This window comes from Pseudomonas sp. 478, from assembly GCF_003254125.1.
Classification (GTDB): Bacteria; Pseudomonadota; Gammaproteobacteria; order Pseudomonadales; family Pseudomonadaceae; genus Aquipseudomonas.
The window spans coordinates 282,822-300,357 of sequence record NZ_QKZG01000008.1 but is presented as its reverse complement, the minus strand read 5'-3'; the positions used below and the strand labels follow the sequence as shown (position 1 = coordinate 300,357).

At 58.0% G+C, this 17,536-nt stretch carries 15 protein-coding genes; all 15 read left to right on the top strand.

Going from position 1 to position 17,536, the window contains the following annotated elements; genetic code table 11:
• Positions 1 to 174 precede the first annotated feature (174 nt).
• Entirely contained in the window at positions 175 to 918 is a 744-nt protein-coding gene (pyrH, locus tag DFS28_RS18875; RefSeq protein WP_003440426.1) for a UMP kinase, read from the top strand.
• Positions 915 to 1,472 carry a ribosome recycling factor gene (frr, locus tag DFS28_RS18870; protein WP_008028968.1) on the top strand — a complete coding sequence of 186 codons (558 nt, stop codon included), beginning with the start codon at positions 915 to 917 and terminating at the stop codon, positions 1,470 to 1,472. The genes pyrH and frr overlap by 4 nt, the downstream gene beginning before the upstream one ends.
• Before the next feature lie 13 nt (positions 1,473 to 1,485).
• Positions 1,486 to 2,241 (top strand): polyprenyl diphosphate synthase, encoded by a 756-nt coding sequence (gene uppS / locus DFS28_RS18865; RefSeq protein WP_111451013.1) that lies wholly within the window; start codon positions 1,486 to 1,488, stop codon positions 2,239 to 2,241.
• A complete protein-coding gene (locus DFS28_RS18860) occupies positions 2,241 to 3,047 on the top strand; it encodes a phosphatidate cytidylyltransferase (RefSeq protein ID WP_111451012.1) in 807 nt (268 codons plus the stop codon). Before uppS ends, DFS28_RS18860 begins: the two co-directional genes overlap by 1 nt.
• Positions 3,044 to 4,234 carry a 1-deoxy-D-xylulose-5-phosphate reductoisomerase gene (gene ispC, locus DFS28_RS18855; RefSeq protein WP_111451040.1) on the top strand — a complete coding sequence of 397 codons (1,191 nt, stop codon included), beginning with the start codon at positions 3,044 to 3,046 and terminating at the stop codon, positions 4,232 to 4,234. Before DFS28_RS18860 ends, ispC begins: the two co-directional genes overlap by 4 nt.
• 53 nt (positions 4,235 to 4,287) lie before the next feature.
• Positions 4,288 to 5,640, top strand: coding sequence for a sigma E protease regulator RseP (gene rseP, locus DFS28_RS18850; protein ID WP_111451011.1), 1,353 nt, complete (start codon positions 4,288 to 4,290; stop codon positions 5,638 to 5,640).
• A gap of 74 nt (positions 5,641 to 5,714) precedes the next feature.
• Positions 5,715 to 8,093, top strand: coding sequence for an outer membrane protein assembly factor BamA (gene bamA / locus DFS28_RS18845; protein WP_111451010.1), 2,379 nt, complete (start codon positions 5,715 to 5,717; stop codon positions 8,091 to 8,093).
• A 45-nt stretch (positions 8,094 to 8,138) separates the two neighbouring features.
• Positions 8,139 to 8,642 (top strand): OmpH family outer membrane protein, encoded by a 504-nt coding sequence (locus tag DFS28_RS18840; protein WP_008028980.1) that lies wholly within the window; start codon positions 8,139 to 8,141, stop codon positions 8,640 to 8,642.
• Positions 8,643 to 8,644: 2 nt separating this feature from the next.
• Entirely contained in the window at positions 8,645 to 9,700 is a 1,056-nt protein-coding gene (gene lpxD / locus DFS28_RS18835; protein ID WP_111451009.1) for a UDP-3-O-(3-hydroxymyristoyl)glucosamine N-acyltransferase, read from the top strand.
• A gap of 107 nt (positions 9,701 to 9,807) precedes the next feature.
• A complete protein-coding gene (gene fabZ, locus DFS28_RS18830; RefSeq protein WP_008154051.1) occupies positions 9,808 to 10,248 on the top strand; it encodes a 3-hydroxyacyl-ACP dehydratase FabZ in 441 nt (146 codons plus the stop codon).
• Positions 10,245 to 11,021 carry an acyl-ACP--UDP-N-acetylglucosamine O-acyltransferase gene (lpxA, locus tag DFS28_RS18825; protein ID WP_111451008.1) on the top strand — a complete coding sequence of 259 codons (777 nt, stop codon included), beginning with the start codon at positions 10,245 to 10,247 and terminating at the stop codon, positions 11,019 to 11,021. The genes fabZ and lpxA overlap by 4 nt, the downstream gene beginning before the upstream one ends.
• Positions 11,022 to 11,023: 2 nt before the next feature.
• The gene (lpxB, locus tag DFS28_RS18820; RefSeq protein ID WP_111451007.1) at positions 11,024 to 12,154 is read left to right on the top strand and encodes a lipid-A-disaccharide synthase; all 1,131 of its coding nucleotides are present in this window, start codon (positions 11,024 to 11,026) and stop codon (positions 12,152 to 12,154) included.
• An 11-nt stretch (positions 12,155 to 12,165) separates the two neighbouring features.
• A complete protein-coding gene (gene rnhB / locus DFS28_RS18815) occupies positions 12,166 to 12,792 on the top strand; it encodes a ribonuclease HII (protein WP_008154045.1) in 627 nt (208 codons plus the stop codon).
• 76 nt (positions 12,793 to 12,868) lie between these two features.
• Entirely contained in the window at positions 12,869 to 16,390 is a 3,522-nt protein-coding gene (gene dnaE / locus DFS28_RS18810; protein ID WP_111451006.1) for a DNA polymerase III subunit alpha, read from the top strand.
• Positions 16,391 to 16,529: 139 nt separating this feature from the next.
• Positions 16,530 to 17,477: an acetyl-CoA carboxylase carboxyltransferase subunit alpha gene (locus DFS28_RS18805; RefSeq protein WP_111451005.1), complete on the top strand. Its 948-nt coding sequence runs from the start codon at positions 16,530 to 16,532 to the stop codon at positions 17,475 to 17,477.
• The last annotated feature ends 59 nt before the right edge of the window (positions 17,478 to 17,536 follow it).

Below are 17,536 nucleotides of genomic sequence, written 5' to 3'. Positions count from 1 at the left end.
GCTCACGCGCGCAGCCTCTTTTCAGATGGGGCACCAATTTTTAATTGGTTTCCTTTTGGAACTGGCTTACAAAGCCATGTTCCGATGGCGCTGAAGCAGTGCCAAGTTAGAGTGAACGCCAGCTGTAAACAGCTCGCAAAGAATTTTTAAAATACGCCGCAGGAGAGATTCGCAATGGCTCAGCAGGGCAGTGGTTATCAGGCTCGCTATAAACGCATTCTACTCAAGCTTAGCGGCGAGGCCCTGATGGGCTCGGAAGAGTTCGGGATCGATCCGAAAGTTCTGGATCGCATGGCGCTGGAAGTCGGTCAACTGGTCGGCATCGGTGTTCAGGTCGGTCTGGTGATCGGCGGCGGCAACCTGTTTCGTGGTGCAGCGCTGAGCGCGGCCGGCATGGATCGGGTTACCGGCGACCACATGGGCATGCTGGCCACTGTGATGAACGCCCTGGCCATGCGCGATGCGCTGGAACGTGCCAATATCTCGGCCATCGTGATGTCGGCCATTTCCATGGTTGGCGTAACCGATCACTATGATCGCCGCAAAGCCATGCGCCACTTGAACGCCAAGGACGTCGTGATTTTCGCGGCCGGTACCGGCAATCCGTTCTTCACCACGGATTCGGCAGCGTGCTTGCGCGCAATCGAAATCGATGCCGATGTCGTGCTCAAGGCGACCAAGGTCGATGGCGTCTACACCGCTGACCCATTCAAAGACCCGCATGCCGAGAAGTTCGATCATCTGACGTACGATGAAGTGCTGGATCGCAAGCTGGGCGTGATGGATCTGACCGCTATTTGCCTGTGCCGCGACCACAAGATGCCGTTGCGCGTATTTAACATGAACAAGCCCGGCGCCCTGCTGAATATCGTGCACGGCGGCGCTGAAGGGACCCTGATCGAGGAAGGCCAACAATGATCAACGAAATCAAGAAAGACGCTAAAGAGCGTATGCAGAAATCCGTCGAGTCGCTGATGCACAACTTCGGCCGTATTCGTACTGGCCAGGCGCATCCAAGCATTCTTGAAGGCGTGATGGTGCCGTATTACGGTTCCGACACTCCGATCAAGCAGGTGGCGAACATCACCGTCAAAGACGCCCGTACCCTGCAAGTCGTTGCCTTTGAGCGCAACATGCTCGGTGCTGTCGACAAGGCCATCGGTAGCGCGGGTCTGAACCTCAACCCGACCAACCTGGGTGAGTTGCTGCTGATCTCCATGCCGGCCCTGACCGAAGAAACCCGTAAGGGCTTCACCAAGCAGGCTCGCGATGTCGCTGAAGATGCCCGTGTTGCAGTGCGCAACATCCGTCGTGATGCGAACAGCCAGCTGAAGGATCTGGTCAAGGAAAAAGAAATCAGTGAAGACGAAGAACGTCGCGCCACTGGCGAGATTGATGATCTGACCAAAAAATACGTGGCTGAAATCGACGCGAATTTGGCGCAGAAAGAAAAAGACCTGATGGCCGTATAAGGGTCACGTTTTAATGGATAAGACAAAGCAGACTGCACCGGCCGCGGTGCCGCGCCATGTCGCGATCATCATGGATGGTAATAATCGCTGGGCGAAAAAACGCTTTATGCCGGGTGTCGCCGGGCATAAAGCGGGCGTGGATGCAGTGCGGGCGGTGATTGAGGTGTGTGCCGAGGCCAAGGTCGAAGTACTGACCCTGTTCGCGTTCTCCAGCGAGAACTGGCAGCGCCCGGCCGATGAAGTCAGTGCCTTGATGGATCTGTTCTTCAAGGCGTTGCGTCGCGAGGCCAAACGCCTCAACGACAACAACATCAGTTTGCGCATCATTGGCGACCGTTCACGTTTTCATCCGGAGCTTCAGGCTGCCATGCGTGAAGCCGAGGCAATGACGGCGGGCACCAATCGCTTCATTCTGCAGATCGCTGCCAACTATGGCGGACAGTGGGATATCGCGCAGGCCGCACAGCGTCTGGCTCGGGAAGTCCAGGCCGGGCACCTGCGTCCGGAAGACATTACCCCGGAACTGTTGCAAACCTGTCTGGCGACCGGCGATTTGCCGTTGCCGGACTTGTGCATCCGTACCGGTGGCGAGCACCGCATCAGTAACTTCCTGCTGTGGCAACTGGCTTACGCCGAGTTGTACTTCTCCGACCTGTTCTGGCCGGACTTCAAACACGATGCCATGCGTACCGCGCTGGCCGATTTTGCTTCTCGGCAGCGCCGTTTCGGTAAAACGAGCGAGCAGGTCGAGGCTGGAGCCCGGGTTTAATGCTTAAACAACGAATCATCACTGCGCTGATCCTGCTGCCGATTGCCTTGTGCGGGTTTTTCCTGCTCGAGGGCACCGGTTTTGCGCTGTTCATCGGGCTGGTCGTGACTCTTGGTGCATGGGAGTGGGCTCGCCTGGCGGGCTTCACTGAGCAACCGATCCGCCTTGCCTATGCGGCTGTGGTCGCGCTGATGCTGTTTGTCATGCATATCGTGCCTGGGCTCGCGCCTTGGGTGTTGGGCGCTTCGGTGCTTTGGTGGGGTGTTGCAACCTATCTGGTGCTGACGTATCCGCGCTCCAGCGAACTTTGGTCCAGCGCTGCCTGCAAGCTGATGATCGGTCTGCTGATCCTGCTGCCTGCCTGGCAAGGTCTGATTCAGATCAAACAGGAGCCTTTGGGCAACTGGCTGATCATGGCGGTGATGGTGCTGGTCTGGGGCGCTGATATCGGTGCTTATTTCTCGGGCCGGGCTTTTGGCAAGCGCAAGCTGGCGCCACAGGTCAGTCCCGGCAAAAGCTGGGAGGGCGTCTACGGCGGCCTCGTGGCGAGTCTGGTCATTACTGTCATTGTCGGTCTGGTTCGAGACTGGACAGTGGCGCAGCTGTTCAAAGGTCTGATGGGTGCAGCCATCATCGTATTTATCTCGGTGGTAGGCGATCTCACCGAAAGCATGTTCAAGCGTCAGTCCGGGATCAAGGACAGCAGTAATCTGCTTCCGGGGCACGGCGGCGTGCTGGACCGTATCGACAGCCTGACGGCGGCGATTCCGGTGTTTGCCGTGCTCCTGTGGATGGCGGCACCGTGAGCCGCCCGCAGCAGATTACCGTCCTGGGGGCGACCGGTTCGATTGGTCTGAGCACGCTTGACGTCATCGCTCGCCATCCTGAGCGTTATCAGGTTTTCGCCTTGAGCGGTTTCACCCGTTTGAGCGAGCTGTTGGCGCTGTGCGTTCGTCATACGCCGCGCTTCGCCGTGGTACCCGAGGCGGTTGCTGCCCGAGGCTTGCAGGACGACTTGCGCGCCGCAGGTCTGTCGACTCGCGTGCTGGTGGGTGAGGAAGGCCTGTGTCAGGTTGCTTCCGATCCTGAGGTCGATGCGGTCATGGCGGCCATCGTTGGCGCTGCGGGCTTGCGACCAACTCTGGCGGCGGTCGAAGCCGGCAAGAAAATCCTCCTGGCCAACAAAGAAGCATTGGTGATGTCCGGTGCGCTGTTCATGCAGGCGGTGCACAAGAGTGGTTCGGTGTTGCTGCCCATCGACAGCGAACACAATGCGATTTTCCAGTGCATGCCACAGGATTTCGCTCGTGGACTGGGTGCCGTCGGGGTGCGTCGGATTTTACTCACGGCCTCTGGTGGTCCGTTCCGACAGACACCTATGGCTGAACTGGTGCATGTTTCCCCTGAGCAAGCGTGTGCCCATCCGAACTGGTCCATGGGACGCAAGATTTCGGTGGACTCGGCCAGCATGATGAACAAGGGGCTTGAGCTGATCGAAGCCTGCTGGCTGTTTAATGCCAAGCCGTCCCAGGTCGAAGTGGTGATTCATCCTCAAAGCGTGATTCATTCGCTGGTCGATTACATCGACGGTTCGGTATTGGCCCAGTTAGGTAACCCTGACATGCGCACGCCGATCGCCAACGCGCTGGCTTGGCCTGAGCGAATCGACTCGGGTGTTGCGCCGCTGGATCTGTTTGCAATTGCGCGGCTGGACTTCCAGGCGCCTGATGAAGAGCGATTCCCATGTCTGCGCCTCGCGCGTCAGGCGGCCGAATCCGGCAACAGTGCGCCGGCCATGCTCAATGCAGCGAATGAAGTGGCGGTCGCAGCCTTTCTCGACGGGCGGGTTCGCTACCCGGAAATCGCGAGTATCATCGAAGAAGTGTTGAATCTCGAGCCCGTGGTTGCGGTTGATGATCTCGAGGCAGTGTTTACGGCCGACGCGAAAGCGCGAGTACTGGCCGAACAATGGTTGAGTCGTCACGGGCGGTAAGTGCTGCAATGCGTTGACCCATGCGGCACTGGACAGGATTGCGGAGAAAGTAGATGAGCGCGCTCTATATGATTGTCGGCACCCTGGTGGCTTTGGGTGTGCTGGTCACCTTTCACGAATTCGGCCATTTTTGGGTCGCACGTCGCTGCGGGGTCAAAGTGCTGCGTTTCTCCGTGGGCTTCGGTATGCCGTTGCTGCGCTGGCACGACAAGAAGGGCACTGAGTTCGTCGTCGCCGCGATCCCGCTGGGCGGTTACGTGAAAATGCTCGATGAGCGCGAAGGCGAAGTGCCGGCTGATCAGCTCGATCAAACCTTCAATCGCAAATCCGTCCGCCAGCGTATCGCTATCGTATCGGCGGGTCCGATTGCCAACTTTTTATTGGCGATGATTTTTTTCTGGGTGCTCGCCATACTCGGCAGCGAGCAGGTGCGCCCGGTCATTGGTGCGGTCGAATCCGGCAGTATCGCTGCCAAGGCTGGTTTGAGCGCGGGCCAGGAAATCATTGCCATCGATGGCGAGCCAACTTCCGGCTGGGCTGCGGTGAACCTGCAGTTGGTTCGTCGTCTTGGAGAGAGCGGTTCCCTGCAGTTGCTGGTCCGTGATCAGGGTTCCACAGTGGATTCGCCTCGTGAACTGATGCTGGATAAATGGCTCAAGGGGGCCGATGAGCCGGATCCGATTCGTTCGCTGGGCTTGCGCCCTTGGCGTCCGGCGCTGCCACCGGTCCTGGCCGAACTTGACCCGAAAGGCCCGGCACAGGCTGCTGGCCTGAAGACCGGTGACCGACTGTTGGCTCTGGACGGCAAGTCGCTTGATGACTGGCAGCAGGTGGTGGACACGGTCCGTATGCACCCTGATACCAAAATCATGCTGCGCGTCGAGCGTGATGGTGCTCAAATCGACGTCCCTGTGACGCTGGCCGCTCGCGGCGAGAAGAAGGCACCCAGTGGTTATCTGGGGGCAGGGGTGAAGGCAGTTGATTGGCCGCCGGAGATGATCCGCGAAGTTAGTTATGGTCCTGTGGCAGCGATTGGGGAGGGTGCTCGACGCACCTGGACCATGAGCGTACTGACCCTCGATTCGCTCAAGAAAATGTTGTTCGGTGAGCTCTCGGTAAAAAACTTGAGTGGACCGATAACCATTGCTAAAGTGGCGGGCGCTTCTGCCCAGTCGGGTGTCGCTGATTTCCTGAATTTCCTTGCTTATCTGAGTATTAGCTTGGGGGTTCTGAATTTGTTGCCCATTCCTGTACTGGATGGGGGACATTTGTTGTTTTATCTGATCGAGTGGGCGCGTGGTCGCCCCTTGTCAGATCGGGTGCAGGGTTGGGGGATACAGATCGGTATCAGTTTGGTGATCGGGGTGATGTTGCTTGCTCTTGTCAATGATCTGGGTCGACTGTAACGCTTCGCTGAATTGCGAATCTGCCGCATTTTGCGGCAGTTTGTTTATTGCCAGTTGGAATAAGAAAGGACTTCATGAAACGTCTGCTGCTAACTGCGGTTCTCACCGTATTGATGATCGCCGAAGTTCACGCCGAGTCCTTCACTATCTCTGATATTCGCGTCAATGGCCTCCAGCGGGTCTCCGCGGGTAGCGTCTTTGGTGCTTTGCCGTTGAACGTGGGTGAACAGGCGGATGATCGTCGCCTGGTGGAATCCACTCGTGCGTTGTTCAAAACCGGTTTCTTTCAAGATATCCAGCTGGGCCGCGAAGGCAACGTCCTGGTCATCACTGTAGTCGAGCGCCCGTCGGTCGCCAGTATCGAGATCGAGGGTAACAAGGCGATCTCCACTGAAGACCTGATGAAAGGCCTCAAACAATCCGGTCTGGCCGAAGGCGAGATCTTCCAGCGCGCCACCCTCGAAGGTGTGCGTAACGAGCTGCAGCGTCAATACGTCGCTCAGGGTCGCTACTCGGCCACCGTCGACACCGAAGTGGTGCCGCAGCCACGCAACCGCGTTGCGTTGAAGGTCAACATCAACGAAGGCACCGTTGCTGCTATCCAGCACATCAACGTGGTGGGTAACACCGTCTTCCCTGAAGAAGACCTGACCGACCTGTTTGAACTCAAGACCACCAACTGGCTGTCGTTCTTCAAGAACGATGACAAGTACGCTCGTGAAAAACTGTCCGGTGACCTGGAGCGTCTGCGCTCCTACTACCTGGACCGTGGCTATATCAACATGGATATCGCTTCGACCCAGGTGTCCATCACCCCGGACAAGAAGCACGTCTATATCACCGTCAACGTCAATGAAGGCGAGAAGTACACCGTCCGTGACGTCAAGCTGAGCGGCGACCTGAAAGTCCCTGAAGACCAGGTCAAGTCTCTGCTGCTGGTCCAGAAAGGCCAGGTGTTCTCGCGCAAGCTGATGACCACCACGTCCGAACTGATCACCCGCCGTCTGGGTAACGAGGGTTACACCTTCGCCAACGTCAATGGCGTGCCTCAGCCTCACGATGAAGACCACACCGTCGATATCACGTTCGCCGTCGATCCGGGCAAGCGTGCTTACGTGAACCGCATCAACTTCCGTGGCAACACCAAGTCCGAAGACGAAGTGCTGCGCCGTGAAATGCGTCAGATGGAAGGTGGCTGGGCTTCGACTTACCTGATCGACCAATCCAAGACTCGTCTAGAACGTCTGGGCTTCTTCAAGGAAGTCAACGTCGAAACACCGGCCGTGCCGGGCGTCGACGACCAGGTAGACGTGAACTACAGCGTTGAAGAACAGGCTTCCGGTTCGATTACCGCCAGCGTTGGTTTTGCCCAGAGCGCCGGTCTGATCCTCGGTGGTTCGATCACCCAGAACAACTTCCTGGGTACAGGTAACAAGGTCAGCATCGGCTTGACCCGCAGTCAGTACCAGAGCCGCTATAACTTCGGTTATGTTGACCCGTACTGGACTGCTGATGGCGTGAGCCTGGGTTACAACGCGTTTTATCGCACCACCGACTATAAAGACCTCGATGTCAACGTAGCCAGCTACGCCGTCGACAGCCTGGGTGCAGGCGTCAGCGTCGGTTACCCGATCAGCGAGACTTCGCGCCTGACCTTCGGTCTGTCTGCACAGGAAGACAAGATCAAGACTGGTCAGTACACCGTTGACGAGATTTTCGCCTTCGTTAACAAGGAAGGCGATCAGTACCTCAACTTCAAGGCATCGGCTGGTTGGTCAGAGTCCACTTTGAACAAAGGTGTACTGGCAACCCGTGGTCACTCCCAGAGCTTGACCGCGGAAGCCACGACGCCGGGCAGCGACTTGTCGTTCTTCAAGCTCGATTACCGCGGTCAATTGTTCCAGCCGCTGTCTGAAAATTACACCATGCGCCTTCACACCGAGCTGGGTTATGGCGATGGTTATGGTTCGACCGATGGCTTGCCGTTCTATGAAAACTACTATGCTGGTGGTTTCAACTCGGTACGTGGCTTCAAGGACAGCACTCTGGGGCCTCGTAGTACTCCGAGCCGTGGCGTGAACCCTGGGACCACAGCCGACCCGGATCAGGATCCACTACCGTTTGGTGGTAACGTCCTGATTCAGGGTGGTGTAGAAGTTCTGTTCCCTCTGCCTTTCGTGAAAGATCAGCGTTCCTTGCGCACTTCAGTATTCTGGGACGTGGGTAATGTGTTCGATTCGACTTGCAAGCAGAGCACTAACGCCGATGGTTCGCAGTCCAACACTCAGTGTAACGATGTCAGCCTGAGCAATATGGCCAGTTCGGTAGGTGTCGGTGTGACATGGGTTACCGCCCTGGGTCCGTTGAGCTTCGCCTTGGCGATGCCAGTCAAAAAACCGGACAGCAATGCCGAGACTCAAGTGTTCCAATTCTCCCTCGGCCAGACGTTCTAAGCGTCTGACCCAAGATAACGACAATGGATTTTGTAGGAGTGCATCGTGCGTAAGTTGACTCAATTGGTTCTCCTGGCGACCGTACTGGTTGCAGGTCCGGCTTTTGCCGACATGAAAATCGCCGTGCTGAACTATCAGATGGCTCTGCTGGAATCGGATGCGGCCAAGAAGTACGCCGTTGATGCCGAGAAGAAGTTCGGCCCACAGCTGACCAAGCTCAAGACTCTGGAAAGCAGTGCCAAAGGTATCCAGGACCGTCTGATGGCTGGCGGCGACAAGATGCAGCAAGGTGAGCGTGAACGCCTGGAACTCGAGTTCAAGCAAAAGGCCCGCGACTTCCAGTTCCAGTCCAAGGAACTGAACGAAGCCAAAGCCGTTGCCGACCGTGAAATGCTGAAGCAGCTCAAGCCGAAACTGGACAGCGCTGTGGAAGAAGTCATCAAGAAAGGTGCTTTTGACCTGGTCTTCGAGCGTGGCGCAGTGATTGATGTCAAACCTCAGTACGACATCACTCGCCAGGTTATCGAGCGCATGAATCAGCTGAAGTAACCATGACAGCGACTATAAAGCTCGGCCAATTGGCCGAGTTCCTCGGCGCCACACTGCGTGGCGACCCGGAGAAAGAAATTACTGGGCTAGCCACTTTGCAAGAGGCTGGCCCAGCTCAGTTGAGCTTTCTCGCAAACCCCCAATACCGTAAATACCTGGCGGACAGCCGGGCCGCAGCGTTGTTGCTGAAGGCCGCTGATGCTGAAGGTTTTGCAGGTAATGCGTTGGTTGTGCCTGATCCGTATCTGGCCTACGCGCGGATTTCCCATCTGTTCGATCCCAAGCCAAAGGCCGCTGTCGGTATTCATCCGACAGCCGTTGTGGCAGTGGATGCAGTGGTCGATCCGGCGGCGAGCATTGGCGCCTTTGCGGTGATCGAAAGCTGCGCGCGTATTGCTGCGGGTGTGACCATCGGCGCGCACTGCTTCATCGGTGCTCGCTGCGAGATTGGCGAGGGCGGTTGGTTGGCCCCGCGAGTCACGCTGTATCACGACGTGCGCATCGGTAAGCGGGTGGTGATTCAATCCGGCGCGGTGCTCGGTGGCGAGGGCTTCGGTTTTGCCAACGAGAAAGGTGTCTGGCAGAAGATCGCCCAGATCGGTGGTGTGCTGGTCGGTGACGACGTGGAGATTGGCGTGAATACCGCTATCGATCGCGGTGCACTTGCCGATACCGTTCTGGGTAACGGTGTGAAGCTCGACAACCAGATTCAGATCGCCCACAACGTGCAGGTCGGTGATCACACCGCCATGGCAGCGTGTGTGGGAATCTCCGGCAGCACCAAAATCGGCAAGCATTGCATGCTCGCCGGTGGCGTAGGGCTGGTGGGGCATATCGAAATTTGCGACAACGTTTTCATCACCGGGATGACCATGGTGACCCATTCGATTACCGAAAAGGGTTCCTATTCTTCCGGTACAGCCATGCAACCGGCAGCCGAATGGCGCAAAAGCGCGGCACGCATCCGTCAGCTCGATGACATCGCGCGGCGGTTGCGACAGCTGGAAAAGCGAGTAGGGGACGTGACCCCTGACGGTAATGCTTCATCAGATGGCTGATACCATTTCCATATCAAGTGTGCACAGCCGCTAGACTGCCTCCTTGATTTGCTAGAGGGGTGCGCGTCAGTCGCGCCTCCCAATCTTTACATAGGCTTCCCCCCGAAATGATGGACATCAACGAGATTCGCGAATACCTGCCTCACCGTTACCCGTTCCTGCTGGTGGACCGGGTCGTGGATCTGGATGTGGAAGGCAAGCGCATTCGCGCCTACAAGAATGTCAGCATCAACGAACCGTTCTTCAATGGTCACTTCCCCGCGCATCCAATCATGCCGGGCGTATTGATCATCGAAGCGATGGCTCAGGCTGCCGGTATCCTTGGCTTCAAAATGCTTGACGTGAAGCCAGCTGACGGCACGCTCTACTACTTTGTTGGCTCCGACAAGCTGCGTTTTCGCCAGCCCGTCACCCCAGGCGATCAGTTGATCCTCGAAGCCCGCTTCATCAGCTGCAAGCGTCAGATCTGGAAGTTCGAGTGCCAGGCTTCGGTCGATGGCAAGCCTGTCTGCTCTGCTGAAATCATCTGCGCGGAACGCAAACTATGAGTTTGATTGACCCTCGCGCAATCATCGATCCGACGGCTATCCTGGCCGACGGCGTCGAGGTCGGCCCTTGGTCGATCATCGGTGCAGGTGTGGAAATCGGCGAGGGGACAGTGATCGGGCCGCATGTGATTCTCAAAGGCCCGACCCGAATCGGAAAGCACAACCGCATCTACCAGTTTTCTTCGGTAGGTGAGGACACGCCCGACCTGAAATACAAGGGTGAAGAAACTCGCCTGGTCATCGGTGACCACAACGTCATCCGTGAAGGCGTGACGATTCACCGTGGGACCGTTCAGGACCGTTCTGAAACGACCCTGGGCGATCACAATCTGATCATGGCCTATGCCCACATTGGCCACGACAGCGTCATCGGCAACCACTGCATCCTGGTCAACAACACCGCGTTGGCGGGCCATGTGCACGTTGAAGACTGGGCGATCCTGTCCGGTTTTACCCTGGTTCACCAGTATTGCCACATCGGCGCCCACAGCTTTTCCGGTATGGGCACCGCCATCGGCAAGGACGTTCCGGCCTACGTCACGGTGTTCGGCAACCCGGCAGAAGCCCGCAGCATGAACTTCGAAGGCATGCGCCGTCGCGGTTTCAGCGAAGATGCGATTCACGCGCTGCGGCGTGCCTACAAGGTGGTTTATCGCCAGGGACTGACGGTCGAACAGGCACTCGCCGAACTGGCCGAGCCTTCGGATCAGTTCCCGGAAGTCGCGGTATTCCGTGATTCCATCCAGTCTTCGAACCGCGGCATCACTCGTTAATCATGGCTAATCTGCGTATTGCGCTGGTGGCGGGTGAGGCTTCCGGCGACATTCTTGGCGCGGGTCTCATGCGCGCACTCAAGGCACAGCATCCGGCAGTCGAGTTCATCGGTGTCGGTGGTCCGCTGATGCAGGCCGAAGGCCTGACTTCGTATTTCCCGATGGAACGTCTTTCGGTCATGGGCCTGGTGGAAGTGCTGGGCCGCTTGCGCGAGTTGCTGGCACGCCGCAAGAAACTGGTTGCCGACCTGATCGCCGAGAAGCCGGACGTGTTCATCGGTATCGATGCCCCGGACTTCAACCTCAATATCGAACTCAAGCTGCGTCAGGCCGGGATCAAGACCGTGCATTACGTGAGCCCGTCGGTTTGGGCGTGGCGGCAGAAACGGGTGCTGAAGATTCGCGAAGGCTGCGATCTGATGCTGACGCTGTTCCCGTTCGAAGCGAAATTCTATGAAGAGAAGGGCGTGCCGGTGCGGTTTGTCGGGCACTCCCTGGCCGATGCGATTCCGCTTGAGGCTGATCGCGCCGCAGCGCGTGCCGAACTTGGCTTGCCGGATGGGCCGCTGGTTGCCCTGATGCCGGGCAGCCGTGGCGGTGAGGTTGGGCGTCTTGGTGCGCTGTTCCTCGATACCGCCCAGCGCTTGCGGGCCCTGCGTCCGGGCGTACGCTTCGTCATGCCATGCGCGAGCCCGCAGCGCCGGGCCCAGCTTGAAGAGCTGCTGGCCGGTCGCGATCTGCCGCTGACATTGCTTGATGGCAAATCCCATCTGGCCCTGGCGGCCTGCGACGCGGTACTGATTGCCTCCGGAACGGCGACGCTTGAAGCGTTGTTGTACAAACGGCCGATGGTGGTCGCATACCGCTTGGCACCGCTGACGTTCTGGATTCTCAAGCGCATGGTGAAAAGTCCCTACATCTCCTTGCCGAACTTGCTGGCCCAGCGCCTGTTGGTGCCCGAGTTGTTGCAGGACGATGCGACGGTTGAAGCCTTGGCCCAGACGCTGTCGCCACTGATCGAAGGCGGTGAAGAACAGACTCGCGGCTTCGACGAAATCCACCGGACCCTTCGTCTGGATGCCTCCAACCAGGCTGCAGATGCAGTGCTGAACCTGATCGGCCAAGTACAATGAGTAAAACAAGCATGCAAATGGGGCTGGATTTCACCTTGGTCGCTGAAGTTGAAGAATTGGTTGCCGGTGTTGACGAAGTCGGTCGCGGCCCACTCTGTGGCGCCGTGGTAACGGCTGCCGTGATCCTTGATCCGAGCCGTCCGATCCTGGGTCTGAACGACTCGAAGAAGCTCACCGAAGCCCGCCGCGAAAAACTCTATGACGAAATCTGCGAAAAGGCCCTGAGCTGGTGCATCGCCCGGGCTGAAGTCGAAGAAATCGACGAGCTGAACATCTTGCACGCCACCATGCTGGCCATGCAGCGCGCCATCGAAGGTCTGCACATTCAGCCGAAACTGGCGATGATCGACGGCAACCGCTGCCCGAAACTGTCCATGCGCGCCGAAGCGGTGGTGCAGGGCGACGGCAAGGTACCGGCCATCGCTGCAGCGTCGATTCTGGCCAAGGTCAGCCGCGACCGCGAGATGGCAGCGTTCGAATTGATTTACCCGGGTTACGGCATTGGCGGCCACAAAGGCTACCCGACGCCCGTTCACCTGGAGGCGCTGGCCCGCTTGGGGCCAACGCCGATTCACCGCCGCTCGTTCGCCCCGGTTCGCCTGGCGTACGAGGCGCGGGAAAACCTGATCGAGAGTTAGTCGCAAGGCTGATGTTTTTGCCAAGGCCCGGTACAATCCGGGCCTTGTTGTCTTCACGTTTCTAGACAGGATCACTATGCCGGCTTCATTCGTTCATCTACGCCTGCACACTGAGTATTCCCTGGTCGACGGTCTGGTGCGGATCAAACCGCTGGTCAAGACCCTGGTCGGCATGAACATGCCTGCCGTAGCGGTCACCGACCAGAACAACATGTGTTCCCTGGTCAAATTCTACAAAGCCGCCATGGGCGCCGGGATCAAGCCGATCTGTGGCGCCGACCTGTGGCTGTCGAACAAGGATCCGGATAACGCTCTGAGCCGGATCAGCCTGCTGGCGATGAACGCCGTGGGTTATCGCAACCTCACCGAACTGATTTCCCGCGGCTTCATCGACGGCCAGCGCAATGGCTCGGTCATCATCGAACGCGAATGGGTGGCCGAAGCCAGCGAAGGCTTGATCATGCTGTCGGCGGCGAAAGAAGGCGAGATCGGCCTGGCGATGCTCAGTGGCAACCCGGCCGAAGCGGAAAACCTGGCACGTGAATGGATGGCCGTGTTCCCGGATCGCTTCTACCTGGAAATCCAGCGCACCAACCGCCCCAACGACGAAGAACAGTTGCACGGTGCCGTGGCCCTGGCTGAAAAAATCGGTGCGCCGCTGGTCGCAACCAACGACGTGCGCTTCATCAAGCAGGAAGACTTCGCCGCCCACGAAACCCGCGTTTGCATCGGTGAGGGCCGTGCCCTCGACGATCCGCGGCGTTCGAAAAATTACAGCGATCAGCAATACCTCAAAAGCGCCGAGGAAATGGCCGAGCTGTTCAGCGACATTCCTGAAGCGCTGGAAAACACCGTCGAGATTGCCAAGCGCTGCAACATCGAAGTGAAGCTGGGCACTCACTTCCTGCCCAACTTCCCGATCCCCGATGGCATGACCATCGACGAGTATTTCCGCAAGGTTTCCTTCGACGGTCTGGAAGATCGCCTCAGCGTTCTGCTGCCCAGGGACACCACCGAAGACTACGAAACCAAGCGTCAGGTCTACGTCGACCGGCTGAATTTCGAGCTGGATATCATCATCCAGATGGGTTTCCCCGGTTACTTCCTGATCGTTATGGACTTTATCCAGTGGGCCAAGAGCAACGGTGTGCCGGTGGGGCCGGGCCGTGGATCGGGTGCCGGGTCGCTGGTGGCCTACGTGCAGAAGATCACCGACCTTGACCCGCTGGAATATGACCTGCTGTTCGAACGTTTCCTTAACCCGGAACGGGTATCGATGCCCGACTTCGACGTCGACTTCTGCATGGACGGTCGTGACCGTGTAATCGATTACGTGGCCGAAAAATACGGCCGCAACGCGGTAAGCCAGATCATCACTTTCGGTTCCATGGCGGCCAAGGCTGTGGTCCGTGACGTGGCGCGGGTGCAGGGCAAGTCTTACGGCCTGGCGGATCGCCTGTCGAAGATGATCCCGTTCGAAGTCGGCATGACCCTGGAAAAGGCCTACGAACAGGAAGAAATCCTGCGTGACTTCATCAAGGTTGATGAAGAGGCCGCGGAAATCTGGGAAATGGCCCGCAAGCTTGAAGGCATTGTGCGTAACGTCGGCAAGCACGCCGGTGGTGTGGTTATTGCCCCGACCAAACTGACTGACTTCTCGCCGATTTATTGCGATGAGGCCGGTGATGGCCTGGTCACCCAGTTCGACAAGGACGACGTTGAAGCTGCTGGCCTGGTGAAGTTCGACTTCCTCGGTCTGCGGACCCTGACGGTCATCGACTGGGCGCTGAAAACCATCAACCGCGATCGCGCCAAGGTTGATGAGCCGCCGCTGGATATCGCGTTCATCCCGCTGGATGACAAGCCGACTTACCAGTTGCTGCAAAAAGCTGAAACCACTGCGGTGTTCCAGCTCGAGTCGCGCGGCATGAAAGAGCTGATCAAAAAGCTCAAGCCCGACTGCCTGGAAGACTTGATCGCATTGGTGGCCCTGTTCCGTCCGGGCCCGTTGCAATCGGGCATGGTGGACGACTTTATCAACCGTAAGCACGGTCGCGCCGAACTCGCGTACCCGCACTCGGACTACCAGTACGAAGGCCTCAAACCGGTTCTGGCACCGACTTACGGCATCATCCTGTATCAGGAACAGGTGATGCAGATTGCTCAGGTCATGGCCGGTTACACCCTCGGCGGCGCGGACATGCTGCGTCGAGCCATGGGTAAGAAAAAACCCGAAGAAATGGCCAAGCAGCGCGGCGGTTTCATTGACGGTTGCAAGACCAACAATATCGACGCCGACCTGGCCGGTAACATTTTTGACCTGGTAGAGAAATTCGCCGGTTACGGCTTCAACAAATCCCACTCCGCCGCGTATGGCCTGGTGTCATACCAGACCGCCTGGCTGAAAACGCATTACCCGGCGCCATTTATGGCCGCGGTACTGTCGGCGGATATGCACAACACCGACAAGGTCGTGACCTTGATCGAAGAAATTCGCACCATGAAGCTGCGTCTCGACGCGCCGGATGTGAATACTTCGGAGTTCAAGTTCACGGTGAATGACGAAGGCCGGATTATTTACGGCCTCGGCGCGATCAAAGGTGTGGGCGAAGGTCCGGTGGAAGCCATCACCGAGGCGCGTCAGGAAGGTCCGTTCAAGGATCTGTTCGATTTCTGCGCCCGTGTCGATCTCAAACGTATCAACAAGCGCACCCTGGACGGTTTGATCCGCAGCGGTGCGCTGGATCGTCTGGGCCCTTACTTCCATGACGAGCAGAAAGCCTATCAGGCCAATATCGACCGCAACCGAGCGGTCTTGCTGAATGCCATGGAAGGGGCGATCAAGGCGGCCGAACAAACCGCGCGTACCCACGACAGCGGTCATGTCGACCTGTTTGGCGGTTTGTTCGTCGAAGAAGATGCCGACGTCTATGCCAATCACCGCAAAGCCAAGGAACTGACCCTCAAGGAACGCCTGAAAGGGGAGAAAGACACCCTGGGCCTGTACCTGACCGGTCACCCGATCGACGAATACGAAGGTGAGATCCGCCGTTTCGCCCGTCAGCGCATCATTGACCTGAAACCGGCCCGTGATACCCAGACCGTTGCGGGCATGATCATCGCCCTGCGAGTCATGAAGAACAAAAAGGGCGACAAGATGGGTTTTATCACCCTCGACGACCGCTCGGGCCGGATCGAAGCGTCGCTGTTCGCCGAAGCATTCCATTCGGCGCAGTCGCTGTTGCAGACCGACGCGATGGTGGTGGTCGAAGGCGAAGTCAGCAATGACGATTTCTCCGGTGGCTTGCGGCTGCGGGTCAAGCGGGTGATGAGCATGGAAGATGCACGCACCAACCTGGCCGAAAGCCTGCGCTTGAAGCTGCAGACCCAGGATTTGAAAGGCGATCAGCTACGCTGGCTCGGTGAGTTGTTCAAGCGTCACCGTGGCGCGTGCCCGATCACCATGGAGTACACCAGTCCCGATGCGAAGGCCTTGCTGCAGTTCGGCGAGACCTGGCGGATCGACCCGGCGGATGCCTTGATTCAAGCCCTGCGTGACCAGTTCGGGCGAGACAACGTCTTCCTCCAATACCGTTGACGGTCAGGTGCTATAGAAGCGCCTGATCTCGACCTGAATTTTTAATCTCGACCTGAACGCGCCTCTCCCTTAAGGTAGGGCGCGAATAGACAACCGGCCGGCCCAAGCTCTCTTGGATGTCGACCCAAGACGGACGCCTATGAACCCGAATTTTCTAGATTTCGAACAGCCGATCGCCGACCTGCAAGCCAAGATCGAAGAGTTGCGCTTGGTCGGTAATGACAATTCGCTGAATATCGGCGATGAGATCTCCCGCCTGCAGGACAAAAGCAGCACGCTGACCGAAGACATCTTCGGCAAGCTGACCAGCTGGCAGATCGCGCGTCTGGCGCGTCACCCGAAACGTCCGTACACCCTGGACTACATCGAACACATCTTCACCGAGTTCGACGAGCTGCACGGCGACCGTCACTTCTCCGACGACGCTGCGATCGTGGGCGGCATTGCCCGTCTGGACGACCAGCCGGTAATGATCATCGGTCACCAGAAAGGCCGTGAAGTGCGCGAGAAAGTTCGCCGCAACTTCGGCATGCCGCGTCCGGAAGGCTACCGCAAGGCGTGCCGCCTGATGGAAATGGCCGAACGTTTCAAAATGCCGATCCTGACCTTCATCGACACCCCGGGCGCCTACCCTGGTATCGACGCTGAAGAGCGCAACCAGAGCGAAGCGATTGCCTGGAACCTGCGCGTCATGGCACGCCTGAAAACCCCAATCATCGCCACCGTGATCGGTGAAGGTGGTTCCGGTGGTGCTTTGGCGATCGGCGTTTGCGATCAGCTGAACATGCTGCAGTACTCGACTTACGCGGTGATTTCGCCGGAAGGTTGCGCCTCGATTCTGTGGAAGACCGCCGAAAAAGCGCCGGACGCTGCAGAAGCCATGGGCATCACTGCCGAGCGCCTGAAACACCTGGGTATTGTGGATAAAGTAATCGGCGAGCCTTTGGGTGGCGCACACCGTAATCCGGCCGCTGCGGCTGCATCGATCCGTGCCGAGCTGAGCTCGCAGCTGGCGATGTTGAAGAAGTTCGATAACGAAGCGCTGTTGGCTCGTCGTTACGAGCGTCTGATGAGCTACGGTCTCTGATCTGACCTCGCTTTACCTATGTGGGAGCGAGCCTGCTCGCGATGGCGGTTTAACATTCA